General features: G+C 60.2%; 12 protein-coding genes and 1 other RNA gene. 11 read left to right on the top strand and 2 right to left on the bottom strand.

Annotated features, from left to right (window positions below; translation table 11 throughout):
• Positions 1 to 57: 57 nt before the first annotated feature.
• The 11 genes from lldD (at position 58) to JYG34_RS26255 (ending at position 11,673) form a co-directional block, all read left to right on the top strand.
• Positions 58 to 1,203, top strand: coding sequence for an FMN-dependent L-lactate dehydrogenase LldD (gene lldD / locus JYG34_RS03570; RefSeq protein WP_213659513.1), 1,146 nt, complete (start codon positions 58 to 60; stop codon positions 1,201 to 1,203).
• A gap of 71 nt (positions 1,204 to 1,274) precedes the next feature.
• Positions 1,275 to 4,085 carry an FAD-binding and (Fe-S)-binding domain-containing protein gene (locus JYG34_RS03565; protein ID WP_213659512.1) on the top strand — a complete coding sequence of 937 codons (2,811 nt, stop codon included), beginning with the start codon at positions 1,275 to 1,277 and terminating at the stop codon, positions 4,083 to 4,085.
• A 574-nt stretch (positions 4,086 to 4,659) separates the two neighbouring features.
• Positions 4,660 to 4,899, top strand: coding sequence for a hypothetical protein (locus JYG34_RS03560; protein WP_213659511.1), 240 nt, complete (start codon positions 4,660 to 4,662; stop codon positions 4,897 to 4,899).
• A complete protein-coding gene (locus tag JYG34_RS03555) occupies positions 4,896 to 5,132 on the top strand; it encodes a DUF3077 domain-containing protein (RefSeq protein ID WP_249746215.1) in 237 nt (78 codons plus the stop codon). Before JYG34_RS03560 ends, JYG34_RS03555 begins: the two co-directional genes overlap by 4 nt.
• Before the next feature lie 380 nt (positions 5,133 to 5,512).
• Positions 5,513 to 5,791 carry a hypothetical protein gene (locus tag JYG34_RS03550; protein ID WP_213659510.1) on the top strand — a complete coding sequence of 93 codons (279 nt, stop codon included), beginning with the start codon at positions 5,513 to 5,515 and terminating at the stop codon, positions 5,789 to 5,791.
• 85 nt (positions 5,792 to 5,876) lie between these two features.
• Positions 5,877 to 6,268, top strand: a transfer-messenger RNA (tmRNA) gene (ssrA, locus tag JYG34_RS03545).
• A gap of 188 nt (positions 6,269 to 6,456) precedes the next feature.
• Positions 6,457 to 7,713 (top strand): integrase domain-containing protein, encoded by a 1,257-nt coding sequence (locus JYG34_RS03540; protein WP_213659509.1) that lies wholly within the window; start codon positions 6,457 to 6,459, stop codon positions 7,711 to 7,713.
• Between the two features lie 965 nt (positions 7,714 to 8,678).
• Positions 8,679 to 10,076: a YfjI family protein gene (locus JYG34_RS03535; protein ID WP_213659508.1), complete on the top strand. Its 1,398-nt coding sequence runs from the start codon at positions 8,679 to 8,681 to the stop codon at positions 10,074 to 10,076.
• Positions 10,060 to 10,419 carry a hypothetical protein gene (locus JYG34_RS03530; RefSeq protein ID WP_213659507.1) on the top strand — a complete coding sequence of 120 codons (360 nt, stop codon included), beginning with the start codon at positions 10,060 to 10,062 and terminating at the stop codon, positions 10,417 to 10,419. The genes JYG34_RS03535 and JYG34_RS03530 overlap by 17 nt, the downstream gene beginning before the upstream one ends.
• Positions 10,397 to 11,377 carry an integrase domain-containing protein gene (locus JYG34_RS03525; protein ID WP_213659506.1) on the top strand — a complete coding sequence of 327 codons (981 nt, stop codon included), beginning with the start codon at positions 10,397 to 10,399 and terminating at the stop codon, positions 11,375 to 11,377. The genes JYG34_RS03530 and JYG34_RS03525 overlap by 23 nt, the downstream gene beginning before the upstream one ends.
• Positions 11,374 to 11,673, top strand: coding sequence for a hypothetical protein (locus JYG34_RS26255; protein WP_249746214.1), 300 nt, complete (start codon positions 11,374 to 11,376; stop codon positions 11,671 to 11,673). Before JYG34_RS03525 ends, JYG34_RS26255 begins: the two co-directional genes overlap by 4 nt.
• A 13-nt stretch (positions 11,674 to 11,686) precedes the next feature.
• Here JYG34_RS26255 and JYG34_RS03520 read toward each other — a convergent pair whose 3' ends face one another.
• The gene (locus JYG34_RS03520) at positions 11,687 to 12,403 is read right to left on the bottom strand and encodes a M48 family metallopeptidase (RefSeq protein WP_213659505.1); all 717 of its coding nucleotides are present in this window, start codon (positions 12,401 to 12,403) and stop codon (positions 11,687 to 11,689) included.
• Positions 12,403 to 15,555 carry a type I restriction endonuclease subunit R gene (locus JYG34_RS03515; protein ID WP_213659504.1) on the bottom strand — a complete coding sequence of 1,051 codons (3,153 nt, stop codon included), beginning with the start codon at positions 15,553 to 15,555 and terminating at the stop codon, positions 12,403 to 12,405. The genes JYG34_RS03520 and JYG34_RS03515 overlap by 1 nt, the downstream gene beginning before the upstream one ends.
• Positions 15,556 to 15,595 lie beyond the last annotated feature (40 nt).

Raw genomic sequence — 15,595 nt, 5'->3', positions numbered from 1 at the left:
AGGGCCCGGGCGCCAGCGAGCGCCCGGCATCACCTTCAACCCACGCTGCGAGAATCCATGATCATTTCCGCCTCCACCGACTATCGCGCCGCGGCCCAACGCAAGCTGCCCCCCTTCCTGTTCCACTACGCCGACGGCGGCGCCTACGCCGAGCACACCCTGCGCCACAACGTTTCCGACCTGGCCAGCATCGCCCTGCGTCAGCGCGTGCTGAAGAACATGTCGGACCTGAGCCTCGAGACCCGGCTGTTCGACGAAACCCTGAGCATGCCCGTGGCCCTGGCCCCGGTCGGCCTCACCGGCATGTACGCCCGCCGCGGCGAAGTGCAGGCGGCGCGCGCGGCGGCGGCCCATGGCATCCCGTTCACCATGTCCACGGTGTCGGTGTGCCCGATCGAGGAAGTGGCCCCGGCCATCGACCGGCCGATGTGGTTCCAACTGTATGTATTGAAGGACCGCGGCTTCATGCGCAACGCCCTGGAGCGCGCGAAAGCAGCCGGCGTGAAGACCCTGGTGTTCACCGTCGACATGCCCGTGCCCGGCGCCCGCTACCGCGACGCCCACTCCGGCATGAGCGGCCCGAACGCGCCGCTGCGCCGCGTGTGGCAGGCCATGACCCACCCGCAGTGGGCACTGGATGTCGGCCTGCTCGGCCGCCCGCATGACCTGGGCAATATCTCCAAGTACCGTGGCAACCCCACGGGCCTGGCCGACTACATCGGCTGGCTGGGCAACAACTTCGACCCGTCCATCTCCTGGAAAGACCTGGAGTGGATCCGCGAATTCTGGGACGGCCCGATGATCATCAAGGGCATCCTCGACGCCGACGACGCCCGCGACGCGGTCAAGTTCGGCGCCGACGGCATCGTCGTCTCCAACCACGGCGGCCGCCAGCTCGACGGCGTGCTGTCCAGCGCCCGCGCCCTGCCGGCGATCGCCGACGCGGTGAAGGGCGACATCAAGATCCTCGCCGACTCCGGCATCCGCAGCGGCCTCGACGTGGTGCGCATGATCGCCCTGGGCGCCGACACCGTGCTGATCGGCCGCGCCTTCCTCTATGCCCTGGCCACCCACGGCGAGGCCGGGGTGAAGAACCTGCTGGAGCTGTTCGAGAAAGAAATGCGCGTGGCCATGGTGCTGACCGGCGCCAAGTCCATCAGCGAGATCACCCGCGACTCGCTGGTCCGCGAACTGGGCGCCTGAACGCGCCCGCCAACGCCTGATTGCCCGGGGCACGCCGCGCACAAGACGCCGCGGCCCCGCGAGGAGACTGCATGAGCCTGCCCGCCGCGTTCCTGCGTGATGCCGAGCGCCTGATCCCCGCCGAACGCCGCTTCGACGACCCGACCTCGACCCTGGCCTTTGGCACCGACGCCAGCTTCTACCGGCTGATCCCCAAGCTGGTGGTGCGGGTGGAATCCGAAGACGAAGTGGTCGCGCTGCTGCAGCTGGCCCAGCGCGAGCGCGTGCCGGTGACCTTCCGCGCCGCCGGCACCAGCCTGTCGGGCCAGGCCATCAGCGACTCGGTGCTGATCGTGCTGGGTGATAACTGGAACGGCCGCGAGATTCGCGGCCAGGGCACGCAGATCCGCCTGCAACCCGGCGTGATCGGCGCCCAGGCCAACGCCTGGCTCGCCCCCTTCGGGCGCAAGATCGGCCCGGACCCGGCCTCGATCAACGCCTGCAAGATCGGCGGCATCGTCGCCAACAACGCCAGCGGCATGTGCTGCGGCACCGCGCAGAACACCTACCACACCCTCGCCGGCCTGCGCCTGGTGCTGGCCGACGGCACCCGCCTGGACAGCGAAGACCCGGCCAGTGTCGCCGCGTTCGAGCACAGCCACGCCGGCCTGCTGGACGAACTGGCCCGCCTTGGCCGCGAGACCCGCGCCAACCTTGAGCTGGCCGACCGTATCCGGCACAAGTACCGCCTGAAGAACACCACCGGTCTGTCGCTCAACGCGCTGGTGGACTACGACCAGCCGCTCGACATCCTGCAGCACCTGCTGGTCGGTTCCGAAGGCACCCTCGGTTTCATCAGCGCCGTCACCTACGACACCGTGCCCGACCACCCGCACAAGGCCAGCGCGCTGCTGGTGTTCCCCAGCGTGGAAAGCTGCTGCCGGGCGGTGACCCTGCTCAAGCCGCAGCCGGTGTCCGCCGTGGAGCTGCTCGACCGCCGCAGCCTGCGCTCGGTGCAGGACATGCCCGGCATGCCGGCCTGGGTGAAAGGCCTCTCGGCCAACGCCTGCGCCCTGCTGATCGAATCCCGCGCCGCCAGCCAGAACCTGCTGCACGAACAGCTCGGCCAGGTGATGGCGTCCATCGCCGAGTTCCCGCTGGAGCAGAAGGTCGCCTTCAGCGAAGACCCGACGGTGTACAACCAGCTGTGGAAAATCCGCAAGGACACCTTCCCCGCCGTCGGCGCCGTGCGCCAGACCGGCACCACAGTGATCATCGAAGACGTGACCTTCCCCGTCGAGCAACTGGCCGAGGGCGTCAACCGCCTGATCCAGCTGTTCGACAAACACCGCTACGATGAAGCGATCATTTTCGGCCACGCCCTGGAAGGCAACCTGCACTTCGTCTTCACCCAGGGTTTCAACAGCGCTGAAGAAGTCGCGCGCTACCAGGCGTTCATGGATGACGTGGCGCAACTGGTGGCGGTGGAGTTCGGCGGCTCGCTCAAGGCCGAGCACGGCACCGGGCGCAACATGGCGCCCTTCGTCGAGCTGGAATGGGGCAAGGACGCCTACCAGCTGATGTGGCAGCTCAAGCGCCTGCTCGACCCCAACGGCATCCTCAACCCCGACGTGGTGCTGAGCAGCGACCCGGACATCCACCTGAAAAACCTCAAGCCGCTGCCGGCCGCCGACGAGATCGTCGACAAGTGCATCGAGTGCGGCTTCTGCGAGCCGGTGTGCCCGTCGAAAGGCCTGACCCTCAGCCCTCGCCAGCGCATCGTCATGTGGCGCGACATCCAGGCGAAGAAACGCGCCGGCGCAGACACCCGCGAACTGCTGCGCACTTACCAGTACCAAGGCCTCGACACCTGCGCCGCCACCGGCCTGTGCGCCCAGCGCTGCCCGGTGGGCATCAACACCGGCGAGCTGGTGAAAAAGCTGCGCGGCCAGGCCGCCGAGCATGGCAAGGCCGCCGACTGGCTGGCCGAGCATTTTCACACCACCCTGCGCGGCGCCCGCTTCACCCTGGCCGCCGCCAACGGCGCGCGCAAGCTGCTCGGCGCCCCACGCATGAGCCGCCTGAGCGCCAGCCTGAGCAAGGCCAGCAAAGGCCGCCTGCCGCAGTGGACCCCCGCCATGCCACAGCCGCTGCGCGCCCTCGAATTCAGCGCACCGAGCCACGATGCCCGCCCCCGCGTGGTCTACCTGGCCGCCTGCGTATCACGGGTGATGGGCCCCGCCTACACCGACCGCGAGCAAAGCTCGCTGCTGGACAAGACCCGCGCCCTGCTGGAGAAAGCCGGCTACCAGGTGGTGTTCCCCGACAACCCCGACAACCTGTGCTGCGGCCAGCCGTTCGCCTCCAAGGGTTACCCCGAGCAAGCCGAGCACAAGCGCCAGGAGCTGATCACCGCGCTGCTGCACGCCAGCCGCGGCGGCCTCGACCCGATCTACTGCGACACCAGCCCCTGCACCCTGCGCCTGGTGCAAGACCTGGGCGAAACCCGGCTGGACCTGTACGACCCGGTGCGCTTCATCCGCACCCACCTGGTCGACAAACTGGAGTTCACCCCCCAGGACGAGCCGGTGGCGGTGCACGTGACCTGCAGCACCCAGCACCTGGGCGAGAGCCAGGCGTTGATCGACCTGGCGCGGCGTTGCAGCAAGCAAGTGGTGATCCCCGAAGGCATCCACTGCTGTGGCTTCGCCGGGGACAAAGGCTTCACCACCCCGGAGCTCAACGCCCACTCGCTGCGCACGCTCAAGGACGCGGTGCAGTATTGCAGCGAAGGGATCTCCACCAGCCGCACCTGCGAGATCGGCTTGTCGAGCCATAGCGGCATCGACTATCACGGCCTCGTGTACCTGGTGGACCGCGTAACACGGGCCCGCGCGATCTGAAACCGCCCGGGCCGGCGCCTACAGATACAGCGCCGATGCCAAGGCCAGCACGGTCCCTGTAGGAGCGGATTTATCCGCGAACACCGGCAAAGCCGGTGCCATCCCCCGCGGTGCCGGCTTCACGTCTAAACCCGCCACCAAAGCCTTGTGCACTGCCCCTCGTAGGGGCCGGCCCGGCCGCCCCCCCCCCCCCCCCCCCCCCAAAAAAAAAAAAAAAAAAAAAAAAAAAAAAAAAAACGCCCCCTCACGCCGTACGACATTTCCGAACCTGCAACCAAATGCTTCAAACCAAACCAGCTTGGGACCTATCCTACGCACCTGTCGGAAGCCGCCGCGTTGCCGGGGAAATACCCCAGGGATAACGTCACTGCGTCGCCACATTTGGTGACCGGGCGTGAGAACCCGAGGTGTTAGGAGTTCGGCAATCCTGTTATGGCAGCCGTGCATGGGCAGACTTCGGTCTGGCCGAGTTCCTCCTGCGCCTCGGTTTCTCACCCCGTGCAAGGCTGCCACCCTTCGTCCCGTGAGAAAGGCACGGCTGGCAGCATTCCTTAAATGCGCCGGAGTGTTCACCATGAAGAAGGTTGTCCCAGACCCACCCCACATTTCCTCTTACCTCACCATCTCCCCCACCCTCACCCGCGAAGACGCCATGGCCGCTGCCGTCGAGGTCGCCACCGCCATTTCCGATGTACTCGATGTCTACTTCAAGACCGAACCCGGCGCCTACCGCGACCGCCTGTTCACTGCCAGCGACTACCTCGGCCAGCTCGCCTGCGCGCTGCTCGAACACAAGCCAGGAGCGCAGCCATGACCGTTACCCCCGGAAAGACCCGCTGCATGGACATGTTCAGCGTGCAGCCCGACATCCCGTTCGCAGACGCCTTCAGCGAACTGTCGGTACTGCTCGGCTGCATCCGCCACCTGACCTGTGAAGCCGAGATGGAAGGCGACCTGCTCGCCGGCAGTTCAGCGCGCATCCTCAGTGCCATGGCCAAGGCCCTGATCGACGACATGGAGCTAGCTCTGGAAAAATCCACCCACTAAGCCACCACCTCTCCCCTGTGGGAACAACTGTCTTCTTTGTGGAAGCTGGCCATGCTGGCATAGATCACAGAGTGCCCCTGGCCCGGCCTTGCCGGGCATCGCCAGCAAGGCTGGCTCCTACAGGTTTGCAGTGAGGCTCAGGTATAGCGCGGCCCATGTGGGAGCGGCCTTGTGTCGCGAATGGGCCGCAAAGCGGCCCCGGCGATCTTTGCTCACACTGAAACCCCGGGGCCGCTGCGCGCCCCTTTCCGACCGGTCCGACGCCTCGGCAAGGCCGCTCCCACAGGCCAGCATGCTTCACAATTCCGATGGAACCCCTACCAACACCGCACAGTCCACCCTTCAGGCCCACCCTCCAGAGGCCTAACGAGGAGACACCCATGAAAGGCACTGCGCTATCCGCCCTGTTCGCGGCCGCGACCCTGCTGGCCTCGCCCGTCTTCGCCGCCGACGACCTGTGTTCCATGAACCTGCAGAAAATCGACGACGCCATGGCCACTGCCGGCGCCACCTCCGAAGGCCTGGACAAGGCCCTCACCGAGCACGTGGACAAAGCCAAGGCCGCCCAAGCCTCCGGCGACACCAAGGAATGCATCGCCATCACCAGCAAGGTGCTCGAGCGCCTGGAGAAAACCGAGAAAGGCGGCAGCGGCACCTGAAACGGCCCGCCTGTCGACGCAGCCCGCGCAAAGGCGTATACTCTGCCTCACGTGCCGAAAGGTACGGTCAGCTAGAGCTGAGTGTGGGGCCGATTAGGATTCGACGCCGGTAGCGAAACTCTAGGTGCATGCCGAGTTGGTAACAGAACTCGTAAATCCACTGTTGCAACTTTCTATAGTTGCCAATGACGAAAACTACGAGGGCTACGCTCTCGCTGCGTAAGCAGCTGAGCCCGCTCTCCTGGTAGCTTCGGCTCCAGCAATCATCAGGGGATGCCTGTAAACCCGAAATGATTGTCATACAGAACAGGATCGTCGTGCAGCACGTTGGGGGCGAAGCGACTAAAACTTACCCAACTCATCCAAAGCACCCTGCCCGTCGGGCGGCTGCGGATTAAATCAGTAGACACGGCTAAGCATGTAGTACCGACAGCGGAGTACTGGCGGACGGGGGTTCAAATCCCCCCGGCTCCACCAAATGATCAAACAAAGACGTCCATGGACGTCTTTTTTTGTGCCTGTAAGTCAGTGAAATCAAGGGTTTACTGCTCTTTTGAAGGCCGCAACGGTTTTTTGAGTTCCAGCCATCCCGGTATTCCCCGTGGTATTCCAGCCTACCTGGGGCTAATCTTGGGAATACCAAAAGGTGTCATGGAGCCTCTCCCATGTGCGCTCAAACAGCTCGTCTCTCCGACCGCCAGCTCAAGGCGGTCAAGCCCAAAGACAAGGACTACGTCCTCACAGATGGCGACGGCCTCCAGCTCCGCGTCCGGGTCAACCGCTCGATGCAGTGGAATTTCAACTACAGGCATCCGGTCACCAAGAATCGAATCAACATGGCGCTCGGCTCCTACCCCGAGGTCTCTCTGGCGCAAGCTCGGCGGAAAGCGGTTGAGGCTAGGGAAGTTCTTGCGCAGGGGATCGACCCCAAAGCTCAGCGCAATGATCTCGCGCAGGCCAAGCTAGCCGAGACGGAACATACGTTCGAGAAAGTAGCTAGCGCCTGGTTCGAGCTGAAAAAGGACTCGGTCACGCCGGCCTATGCTGAAGACATCTGGCGCTCACTCACGCTGCACGTTTTCCCGAGCTTGAAGTCGACTCCGATCTCGGAAGTGAGCGCACCGATGGTGATAAAGATCCTTCGCCCTATCGAAGCCAAAGGCAGCTTGGAAACGGTGAAGCGGCTTAGCCAGCGCCTAAACGAGATCATGACCTACGGGGTCAATTCGGGAATGATTTTCGCGAACCCGCTCAGCGGGATTCGGGCGGTATTCAAGAAACCGAAGAAAGAAAACATGGCGGCGCTACCGCCCGAGGAGCTTCCTGAGCTCATGCAGGAAATAGCGAACGCCAGTATCAAGCGCACGACCCGCTGCCTGATCGAATGGCAGTTGCACACCATGACTCGCCCCGCCGAGGCGGCGACTACTCGCTGGGCAGACATCGACTTTGAAAGGCGTGTCTGGACCATCCCGCCGGAACGGATGAAGAAGCGCCGCCCGCACAGCATCCCGTTGAGCGATCAAGCCATGTCATTGCTGGAGATACTGAAGTCTCACAGTGGTCATCGGGAATACGTCTTCCCGGCAGACCGAAACCCTCGTACTCATGCCAATAGCCAGACCGCCAACATGGCATTGAAACGCATGGGCTTCCAGGACCGCCTGGTCAGCCACGGCATGCGCTCGATGGCCAGCACCATATTGAATGAACATGGGTGGGACCCGGAGCTCATCGAAGTGGCATTGGCGCACGTCGACAAAGATGAGGTGCGCAGTGCCTACAACCGAGCCGACTACATCGAGCGACGGCGGCCGATGATGGCTTGGTGGAGCGAGTACATTCTGAAGGCGTCGACGGGAAATCTCTCGGCCAGCGCGATGAATGTGGCCAGGGATCGGAACGTAGTACCCATCCGATAGGGCGGCGACAACGGCGACACTGGCGACAGACCGCGTGCCATCTACATCCTTGCCGTCTGAGCGGATGGCGACAGTCGCCAACTCGCCTCGATTTTTGGCTTTTCCGGCCAAGCCCATGAGCATAGGGAGGCTTCGCATCCCCATGCTCACGGGCTAACACTAGAAAAGCGACAAACGGCCACTTTGCCACTGACACCCACCGACTTCCAAAGCACGCCAAAGAAGAAATCTGGCGCATTTCCATGTGCCCTTCACCAATTGACCCATGCCGCGGTGAGCGATAGAACGAAGATTCAAAACGCTGCCTTAGGCAGCACCCCAGATGACCAGAGCCTTCAAGGTCATGCCGCTAACCCGGTGGTTCATCCCAAAGTGCGATTCGCGCCCGGAGGCTCGCACGGTCATTCGCCAGAATGATGGACGCCCTCTAAACAATCCGCCTAGTGCGGCTGCCCGCTAACCCTTTAGCCCTGCAGCAACGAACCTGCTCGGCCAACGTTTTGCGCCAACCGTTCGCCCGTCTCTTTTTCCAGAAAAGAGACGGGCGCTCCTACCACTGCTGCAGCCCTCATCGCACAGGGCTTTGCGGCAATTCCCCTCGTGACAATCGGCGTGACAAACGCCGAAGTCACCAGCAACAGCCATGTAGATGATGGTGCCGCAGACCAAGGAATGGACTGCACCTGACTGACAGTCAGGCATGCCCCGGTCATCGCAGTGCTGCTTGCACCTGGCTCAGGATCTCGCGGCACTGGTCTCGTCAGCCAATGCAGCCTCCACCCGCCCACCGCTATCGGTGCTCAGGAGGCCAGATCCTGAGATGCCCTTGCTCCTGGTAGTAAGGAGCCGCCAGTCCCGCGTCAGTGGACACCCTCACAGGTCGCAGGGGCCTTGATCCCTGATAACACTCAGCATTCTTGGCGGGATGACGTGAGGGAGAGGTCGGTAATTTATGGAGGAAGGCTATGCAACTGCGCGAAGTACAAGGGCCACCACGCCCCTTGTTGGAACAGCAGATTACGCCCCTACCCTACCCGGTCGCGGCGCTAGGCGATCTATTGGGGCCGGCCGTAGAGCGCATGGCCGATGTGATCGGCGTGCCCTGCGCCATGGCCGCGCAATCCGTTCTGGCCACGGCAGCGTTGGCGAGCCAGGCGCACGCCAATGTTCACCTCGACGGCCGAATCTATCCATTGTCGCTGTACTTGCTGACAGTAGCTTGCTCGGGTGATCGCAAAAGCGCGGTGGACCATGTTGCGTTGCAAGCCGTACGCGACTGGGAGAGACAGCAGTGGATCGCCTATGGCGAACAGCTCAAGGCGCACCGCGCTGGAATGAGCCTCACCGCGAAATCGCCAACCTCGAAAAAGTCAGCACAGCTAGCGCTGGACGCCCAACCTGAACCCGTCCAACCGAGACTCCTGAGTGCTGAGCCGACCATTGAGGGCCTGGTCAAAAGCCTGTGCCACGGCTTGCCCAGCATGGGTCTGTTCAGTGATGAAGGCGGGCAGTTTTTGGGCGGCAGCACCATGAGCAAGGACAATATGATCAAGGCGATCACTCACCTGTCGACACTGTGGGACGGTAGCCCGATCGACCGATCACGCGCGATGGCCGGCGAAAGTCTGCGTGCGTATGATCGCCGTCTCAGCATGCATTTGATGCTTCAACCCCTCCTGGCCAACCGCTTACTACAAGACGCTGATGCCAAAGACCAGGGCATCCTTGGGCGCTGTCTGATCAGCTGGCCCGAGCGTCTGGTTGGACAGCGGCTGTACAAGGCGGTCGACCTGACCCGAGACCCAAAGGTACGGCTGTACCAACAACGTATTGCCGCCCTGATGCAGAAGCCTTGGTCACGCCATAAAGACGGTGGCCTCAACCCTGCAATCCTGGAGTTGAGCCCCCGCGCCCGTGACGCCTGGATTGCCATTCACGACACCATTGAATGCGAGTCAGGGGAGTTCGGCGAACTGGTCAACGTCCAAGCTGCCGCAGGCAAAGCCGCCGCGAATGTTCTACGCATGGCTGGTGTGATGGCGGTGGTTGAAGAATCGACTGTCTTGGAAAAGGTGCACATTCAGCGCGCCTCTACGCTGATGGACTACTACCTGGCCGAGAACCAACGACTGACTGAGCAGGAACCACTGAACAAGCTTCGCGCAGAAGCCGATTGCCTGCTGCGCTGGTTGATAAAGAAGAACTGGCCACCGTTTCGCCTCCGCGACCTCACGCGTAACGGCCCTCGCTTTGCCCGAAAAAGCACGCGGCACACCTTCGATTTATTGCTGCAGCTGATCGCCCATAACTGGCTGAACAATACCGGGGACATATTCGAGGTGCGCCATGTTCCGCCTCAATGAGGCCGTGCGCCGCTACCAGGCGCAACATCGCTCACCGACCGAATTACAGTGTGTCGCCACCACCGCCACCACGTTGTCGCCACGTACCAGTCCAGATACGGCGGGGGTTGTCGCCAGTGTCGCCGCTGTCGCCAGTGCAACATCGGAGTCAATCGACCTCGCTCAGCTCATCGAGCAGTTGCAAGAAGAAGGGGCTTTGCTGCAACACAGCAAAAACGCCCTTCTCATCCGCCCAGCACACTGGGGACAGTTGGACCGAATCGGCCCCCACTGGAAAGCCCTGCTGCTGCACCTACAAACCAACGATCAAGGTGAAGACAATGGCGTTGGTCGGTCAGCGTGACGGTCGCAACTTTGGCTACGGTCGCCAACTGAGCTACGCCGGTCGGCAGGCACTGGAAGATCTGTTTGCGGGCGGCCACTTCGCCACCGTCAAAGCACACAAAGATCGCTGGCAAGCCTTCGTGCGCTGGTGTCGATCGGAGGACGGCCCCGGTTACAACGATGCACGCCAGATTGATCAACAGACGCTGGAGGACTACGTCGCATACCTGCGCCAGCAGATCCAGCAAGGCGAACTGTGCATCGCCACCGCGCAAAACCGCCTGAGCAGCGTTAACCGAACCCTCGCCGCGCTGCGCGGTGATCAGGACGTGAGAGTCATCAGCCCGAGCCAGGCGCTGGGACGACACCGCTCCAACGTACGCACTCAGGCACCAGATGGCCAAGACCATCAACAAGTACAGCGAGTGCTTCATACGCTTGTTAAGCAGCAACACGAGCGAGTCGCGGCCATTGTCATGCTGGCCCGCGCAACGGGTATGCGCCTGCGTGAAGCGATCCTGGCGGATCTGCCACGCCTGCAACGCGAAGCAGTGCACCTAGGCCGCATCAATATTCAGGACGGTACCAAAGGCGGCCGCTCAGGGACATCTGCACCACGTTGGATCATCGCCACTGAACAAGTTAACGCTGCGCTCCAATTTGCGCGTGATGCGTCGCCGCCCCGAAGCCGCAACTTGCTCGCCCGCGATGAAAGCTACGCCGTATTCCTGCAACAGACCGTGCTCCCCACCCGTGAAACGCTGCATGAACACGGGCTGAAGGGGCTCCATGATCTAAGAGCAGCCTACGCATGCGAGCGTTATGAGCAACTCACGGGCCACGCTGCACCAGTCAATGGTGGTCACTGCTATCGCATTGACCGCGGCCTTGATCAACAGGCACGCCAGCAAATCAGCCTTGAGCTCGGACATAACCGGATCGATGTGGTCTCGACCTACATTGGCGGTCGAACATGACCAAACCCTTCGATATGGCGCTGCTCCTGAGCGGCGTACTAATTGGCTCGAAGGCTACTCAGCAACGCCACCTACGGCAAGCTCGAGTCATGCAGGTGGCCATCCAACAGCGATGGCAACGAGACAACCCCCGGACTTGGAAGCTCAAGCATGTACGCTGGTTTCTTACTCAGCACCTGAAAGGTCGTGCCGATTCCACCCGATATTACTACCGACTCACAGCTCTTTTGCTCTGGAAGCGACTAGGGAGAGACTCGACTAGTCTTAGCCGAACCAAAGATTCGAAATTACAATAGAACTAGCTCAGCCTCATTCTTTCCAAACCTCAGCCGCCAACGGCAATTCATTTAACTCGGCACGGGCCTCACGCCAAGTTGGAAAATGCTCTCCAAGGATAGAGATAAAGCGTTCATTATGGGTTGGCTCGAGCAGATGAACCATCTCGTGAACAACCACGTATTCGAGCAGATCTTTTGGCTTCTTCACCAACTCGGTATTTAGTCGAATATGCCTTGCTAGATGATTACAGCTACCCCACTTGGTTTTCATCCGCTGCAGGTAATAACCCGCCACCTTCACTTTCAGCCGGTACTCCCACTTCTTGATCAACACCGGCACCACAGAGTGTAGTTGTCGCTTCTGCCATTCGTGAATTACATCGGCGCGCTTATGTGCATCGCTGCCAGGGCGAACAGTTAGTGTAATGCGTTTATGATCGAGTACCACCGATGGTTTGGTGTCTTGATGGTTAACCACCATCAGGTAACGTCGCCCCCAAATATAGTGACTTTCTCTTTCCACAAACTGACGCGGCGCTTCACGCGCCTGCGCCTCCAGTTTGCTTTGCTGCTCGCGAATCCAACCCAGTCTGGAAATAGCATATGCCCGAGCGACTTCAAGCCGTGTACTCGCAGGGAGAACTAATGTTACCCGCCCTTCGGGCGGGTGCACACTCAGGTGGACATTTTTGATGTCTTTCCTGGTCACCGAAATTAAAATATCACCCAGTTCAATAATCTCGCTCATCAATAAGCCTGTTGATTCTTGATGATCTCAAATATCGCCGAAGTCGCCACACGGTCGCGCTCCATCAGAGGGAACAGCGCATTAAGAACCTGCGCTTCCCGTGCTGGGTCTCCTCGCCAGGATGAAGGGGCCGATCCGCGCATGGCTAGATCAATATCCAAAGCCAGCTTCACCTTTGCCTCTTCATCTATAGGGCACCGGAAGGTAGTCGCTGCAATACTGTCCAGATTGTTGAACAACACGATGGCCTCCCGATGCCCGGTCAGTGCAGCCGGAGAGCTTCCTGTTCCTTTCTGTGCTAGCTGCTTGACCAGCGCCTCGGCCTTGCACAAAAACTCCTCGTAAGCAGCTGCATCTTCACGGCTCTGTTTGATCAGGTCCTCAAGCAACCTCGACATACCCTCGTAGAACTTCGGGTCTGTCAATTGCTCTCGAATGATGGTCTTGCGCACGTTGTTGATAATACCTTCGGCAACTGCACTCTTAGAGAGGTGGCCTTTTGCGTTGAGCTTTTTGGCGATGGCATCATGGACGCCAGTCTGAACGATCAGTTCAACGAGCGAGAAATTTTCGACGGTGCTCATCGGGCCGGCGTGGTCTGCCTGAATATAAGTATTGAGCAGATGCCGCATGTCCGCTTCGAATGGCTTAATATCCAACTCTTCACCGGAATGTTTCTTGATCGCCTCACGCACGTCTGCATAGAACTGTACCTCAGTCTGCAGCCTCCCCGCTTCAGCAGCCGAGTAACCGGCTTCGGTGAGGTTCTGCGCCAAGTCGGCAAATGCGCGCACAAATGAAGCCACCGCCTTATAGAAGGACACCCGCAGTGCTTCGGTCTCATCCAGCCCATTAGCGTTAGCGGCTGCACCACAGAAGTAATGGATAAACTGCTCAATCTCGCGCGGCGGTGCCACGGGGGCGCACAAGTAACTCAGTGCCTCACGGGCAGCATCCAGTTGCTTCTTACCTTCGACCAACCAGTTCTTCAGCTCAACGTTGTTATTGCCCCCACTGCCTACGTCGACATCTAACTCGTCAGAGGTGTATACCGAAATGGCATCTTGCACGTCACCGAACAGCTCTTTGAAGTCGACGATATAGCCAAAATCCTTGTCATCGCCATCGAGCCGGTTGGTACGGCAAATGGCCTGGAATAGGTTATGGTCTCGCAGCTCATTATCTAGATAGATGTAGGAGCAACTAGGTGCATCGAAGCCAGTCAGCAGCTTACTGACCACAATGAGTAGCTTCAGGTTGGCCGGTTCTTCAATGAAGCGACGCTTGGTCTCTTCTTCATAAGCGGTGGTGGTCTGGCCCGGTTTCAGCACGTACTGCGTGTAGGTATCGAACTTGTAGCGCTCATCGCTTTGCGCCGGCTCGCGGGAAATTGCGTTGTGGTTCGGCTCATAGGACGTGATGATCCCGCAGTAAGGGCCAAACGAGGTGGTCTCACACAAACGGAAGTAATGACAGGCATCGTAGATGCTGGCTGCCACCAGAATGGCGGTACCCCGATTGTTGTTCAGCCGCGGCTTCAGACTGAAATCCTCAATGATGCTGGCAATGATGCGCTGCTTGCGCTCACCCGCGCTCATCAACGCTTCCATGGTTGCCCAGCGCTTGCGCAGGATCGACTTCTGGTAGTTGTTCAATGCTTTGGTTTTCTGCTCGAACCAGGCATCGATGGCCTTTTGCGAGGTCAACCGTTGCGGTACATCGCGCGCCTCGTACTTAAGGTCCAGCACTACTTTGTCTGCCACGGCTTCGTGGAATTTGTAGGTGTGGATGTAGGTACCGAATACATCCCTGGTAGTCTGTTTGTCCTTGCGCAGCAGCGGCGTACCACTAAAGCCAATAAACAGGGCATCGGCCAACCACTGCTTCATTTGCTTGTTCATGTTACCGCCCTGGGTACGGTGACATTCATCCACGAATACATAGAAGCGCCCATGCATGGGCGGTGGCGGTACGCTCAAATCAGGCTCGAACTTGTGCAGCAAGGCACAAAGCAGGCGGGGGGCGGGAGCAGAGAGTTTCTGGACGAGATCAGCGCGTGAGGTAATTCGTGGCGAGGGCGAATCGTTACCAATCACCCCGGCATTACGCATCACCCCGGATATTTGCTTGTCCAGCTCATCGCGATCCGTGATGACTAGGATGCGCGCCTCAGGATCATACTCCAGCAACCACTTGGCGATCAGTACCATCAGAATGCTCTTGCCACTGCCCTGGGTATGCCAGATAACCCCACCCTCTTTACGTCGAACCCTCTCCTGCGCGGCTTTAACTGCGGCATATTGATGGGGGCGTGGCACTTTCTTGATGCCCGCATCGAAAATGATGAAGTTGCGAATCAGATCGAGCAAACGAGACTTTTCGCAAATCTGCGTCAGCGGGTCATCCAGCAAATAGCCAGACTGCGGCACGTCTGTAGCCGGTAGCACTTGGTAGCGAGCAGGCATCTCCCGCAGGGTATTCTGCTCTTGAGGCCCAGCGTTCAGGGAGGACGCCTTCCACTCGACAAAGAACTCGGCACGGGTTGTAGCAGTGCCATAACGCAAGCCTTGGGAGTCACTGCCTGCGAAGACCAACTGTACGGTACTGAAAAAACCCTTGTTGAAGATTTCTTCCTGATTGGTGATCAGCTGGTTAATACCATCAGCCACCTCTACCGAGCTACGCTTGAGCTCAATAACGCCGATGGCGATACCGTTCAGATAAATCACCAAATCCGGGCGGCGTTCATGGCCACCACGCAAGGTTACTTCCTCGGCAATTGCAAAGTCATTACGTTCAGGTTTCTCCCAATCAACCAGATGCACCGTCTCATGTGCCTGACCAACTGCCACCTGCACGGGTACTCCGTAACGAAGCAACTGGTAGGTACGCAAGTTGGCCTGATACAGGGTGATGCCAGTGGCATCGGCCGCAGCCATCAGCCTTTGCAAGGCTGCTGATATCTGAGCATCGGAGTAGCCGCGGTGCTTCAGGTTCGCCTGCAGCAGATCGGCTTCAATGTTGCGGTTTTTCCCACGCTTACTCCACTCACCCAGATAGTCGTAATCAAGACAACCAGGCCGTGACTTGTCTGTAAACAAGGCAACAACACGATTCTGGGTGCGGCGTTCGGAGCGAGGTTGTTGATTCATCAGGTGCATCCTGCAGGGTTTAATCAGTTTCGTGTTTGCT

It is taken from the genome of Pseudomonas entomophila, assembly GCF_018417595.1.
Classification (GTDB): Bacteria; Pseudomonadota; Gammaproteobacteria; order Pseudomonadales; family Pseudomonadaceae; genus Aquipseudomonas; species Aquipseudomonas entomophila_C.
This window is presented reverse-complemented; position numbering and strand designations above follow the sequence as displayed.

Excerpts from the sequence above, each read along its gene's own strand:
- lldD (WP_213659513.1), top strand. The coding sequence starts at position 58 with ATGATCATTTCCGCCTCCACCGACTATCGCGCCGCGGCCCAACGCAAG.
- JYG34_RS03565 (WP_213659512.1), top strand. The coding sequence starts at position 1,275 with ATGAGCCTGCCCGCCGCGTTCCTGCGTGATGCCGAGCGCCTGATCCCC.
- JYG34_RS03560 (WP_213659511.1), top strand. The coding sequence starts at position 4,660 with ATGAAGAAGGTTGTCCCAGACCCACCCCACATTTCCTCTTACCTCACC.
- JYG34_RS03555 (WP_249746215.1), top strand. The coding sequence starts at position 4,896 with ATGACCGTTACCCCCGGAAAGACCCGCTGCATGGACATGTTCAGCGTG.
- JYG34_RS03550 (WP_213659510.1), top strand. The coding sequence starts at position 5,513 with ATGAAAGGCACTGCGCTATCCGCCCTGTTCGCGGCCGCGACCCTGCTG.
- JYG34_RS03540 (WP_213659509.1), top strand. The coding sequence starts at position 6,457 with ATGTGCGCTCAAACAGCTCGTCTCTCCGACCGCCAGCTCAAGGCGGTC.
- JYG34_RS03535 (WP_213659508.1), top strand. The coding sequence starts at position 8,679 with ATGCAACTGCGCGAAGTACAAGGGCCACCACGCCCCTTGTTGGAACAG.
- JYG34_RS03530 (WP_213659507.1), top strand. The coding sequence starts at position 10,060 with ATGTTCCGCCTCAATGAGGCCGTGCGCCGCTACCAGGCGCAACATCGC.
- JYG34_RS03525 (WP_213659506.1), top strand. The coding sequence starts at position 10,397 with ATGGCGTTGGTCGGTCAGCGTGACGGTCGCAACTTTGGCTACGGTCGC.
- JYG34_RS26255 (WP_249746214.1), top strand. The coding sequence starts at position 11,374 with ATGACCAAACCCTTCGATATGGCGCTGCTCCTGAGCGGCGTACTAATT.
- JYG34_RS03520 (WP_213659505.1), bottom strand. The coding sequence starts at position 12,403 with ATGAGCGAGATTATTGAACTGGGTGATATTTTAATTTCGGTGACCAGG.
- JYG34_RS03515 (WP_213659504.1), bottom strand. The coding sequence starts at position 15,555 with ATGAATCAACAACCTCGCTCCGAACGCCGCACCCAGAATCGTGTTGTT.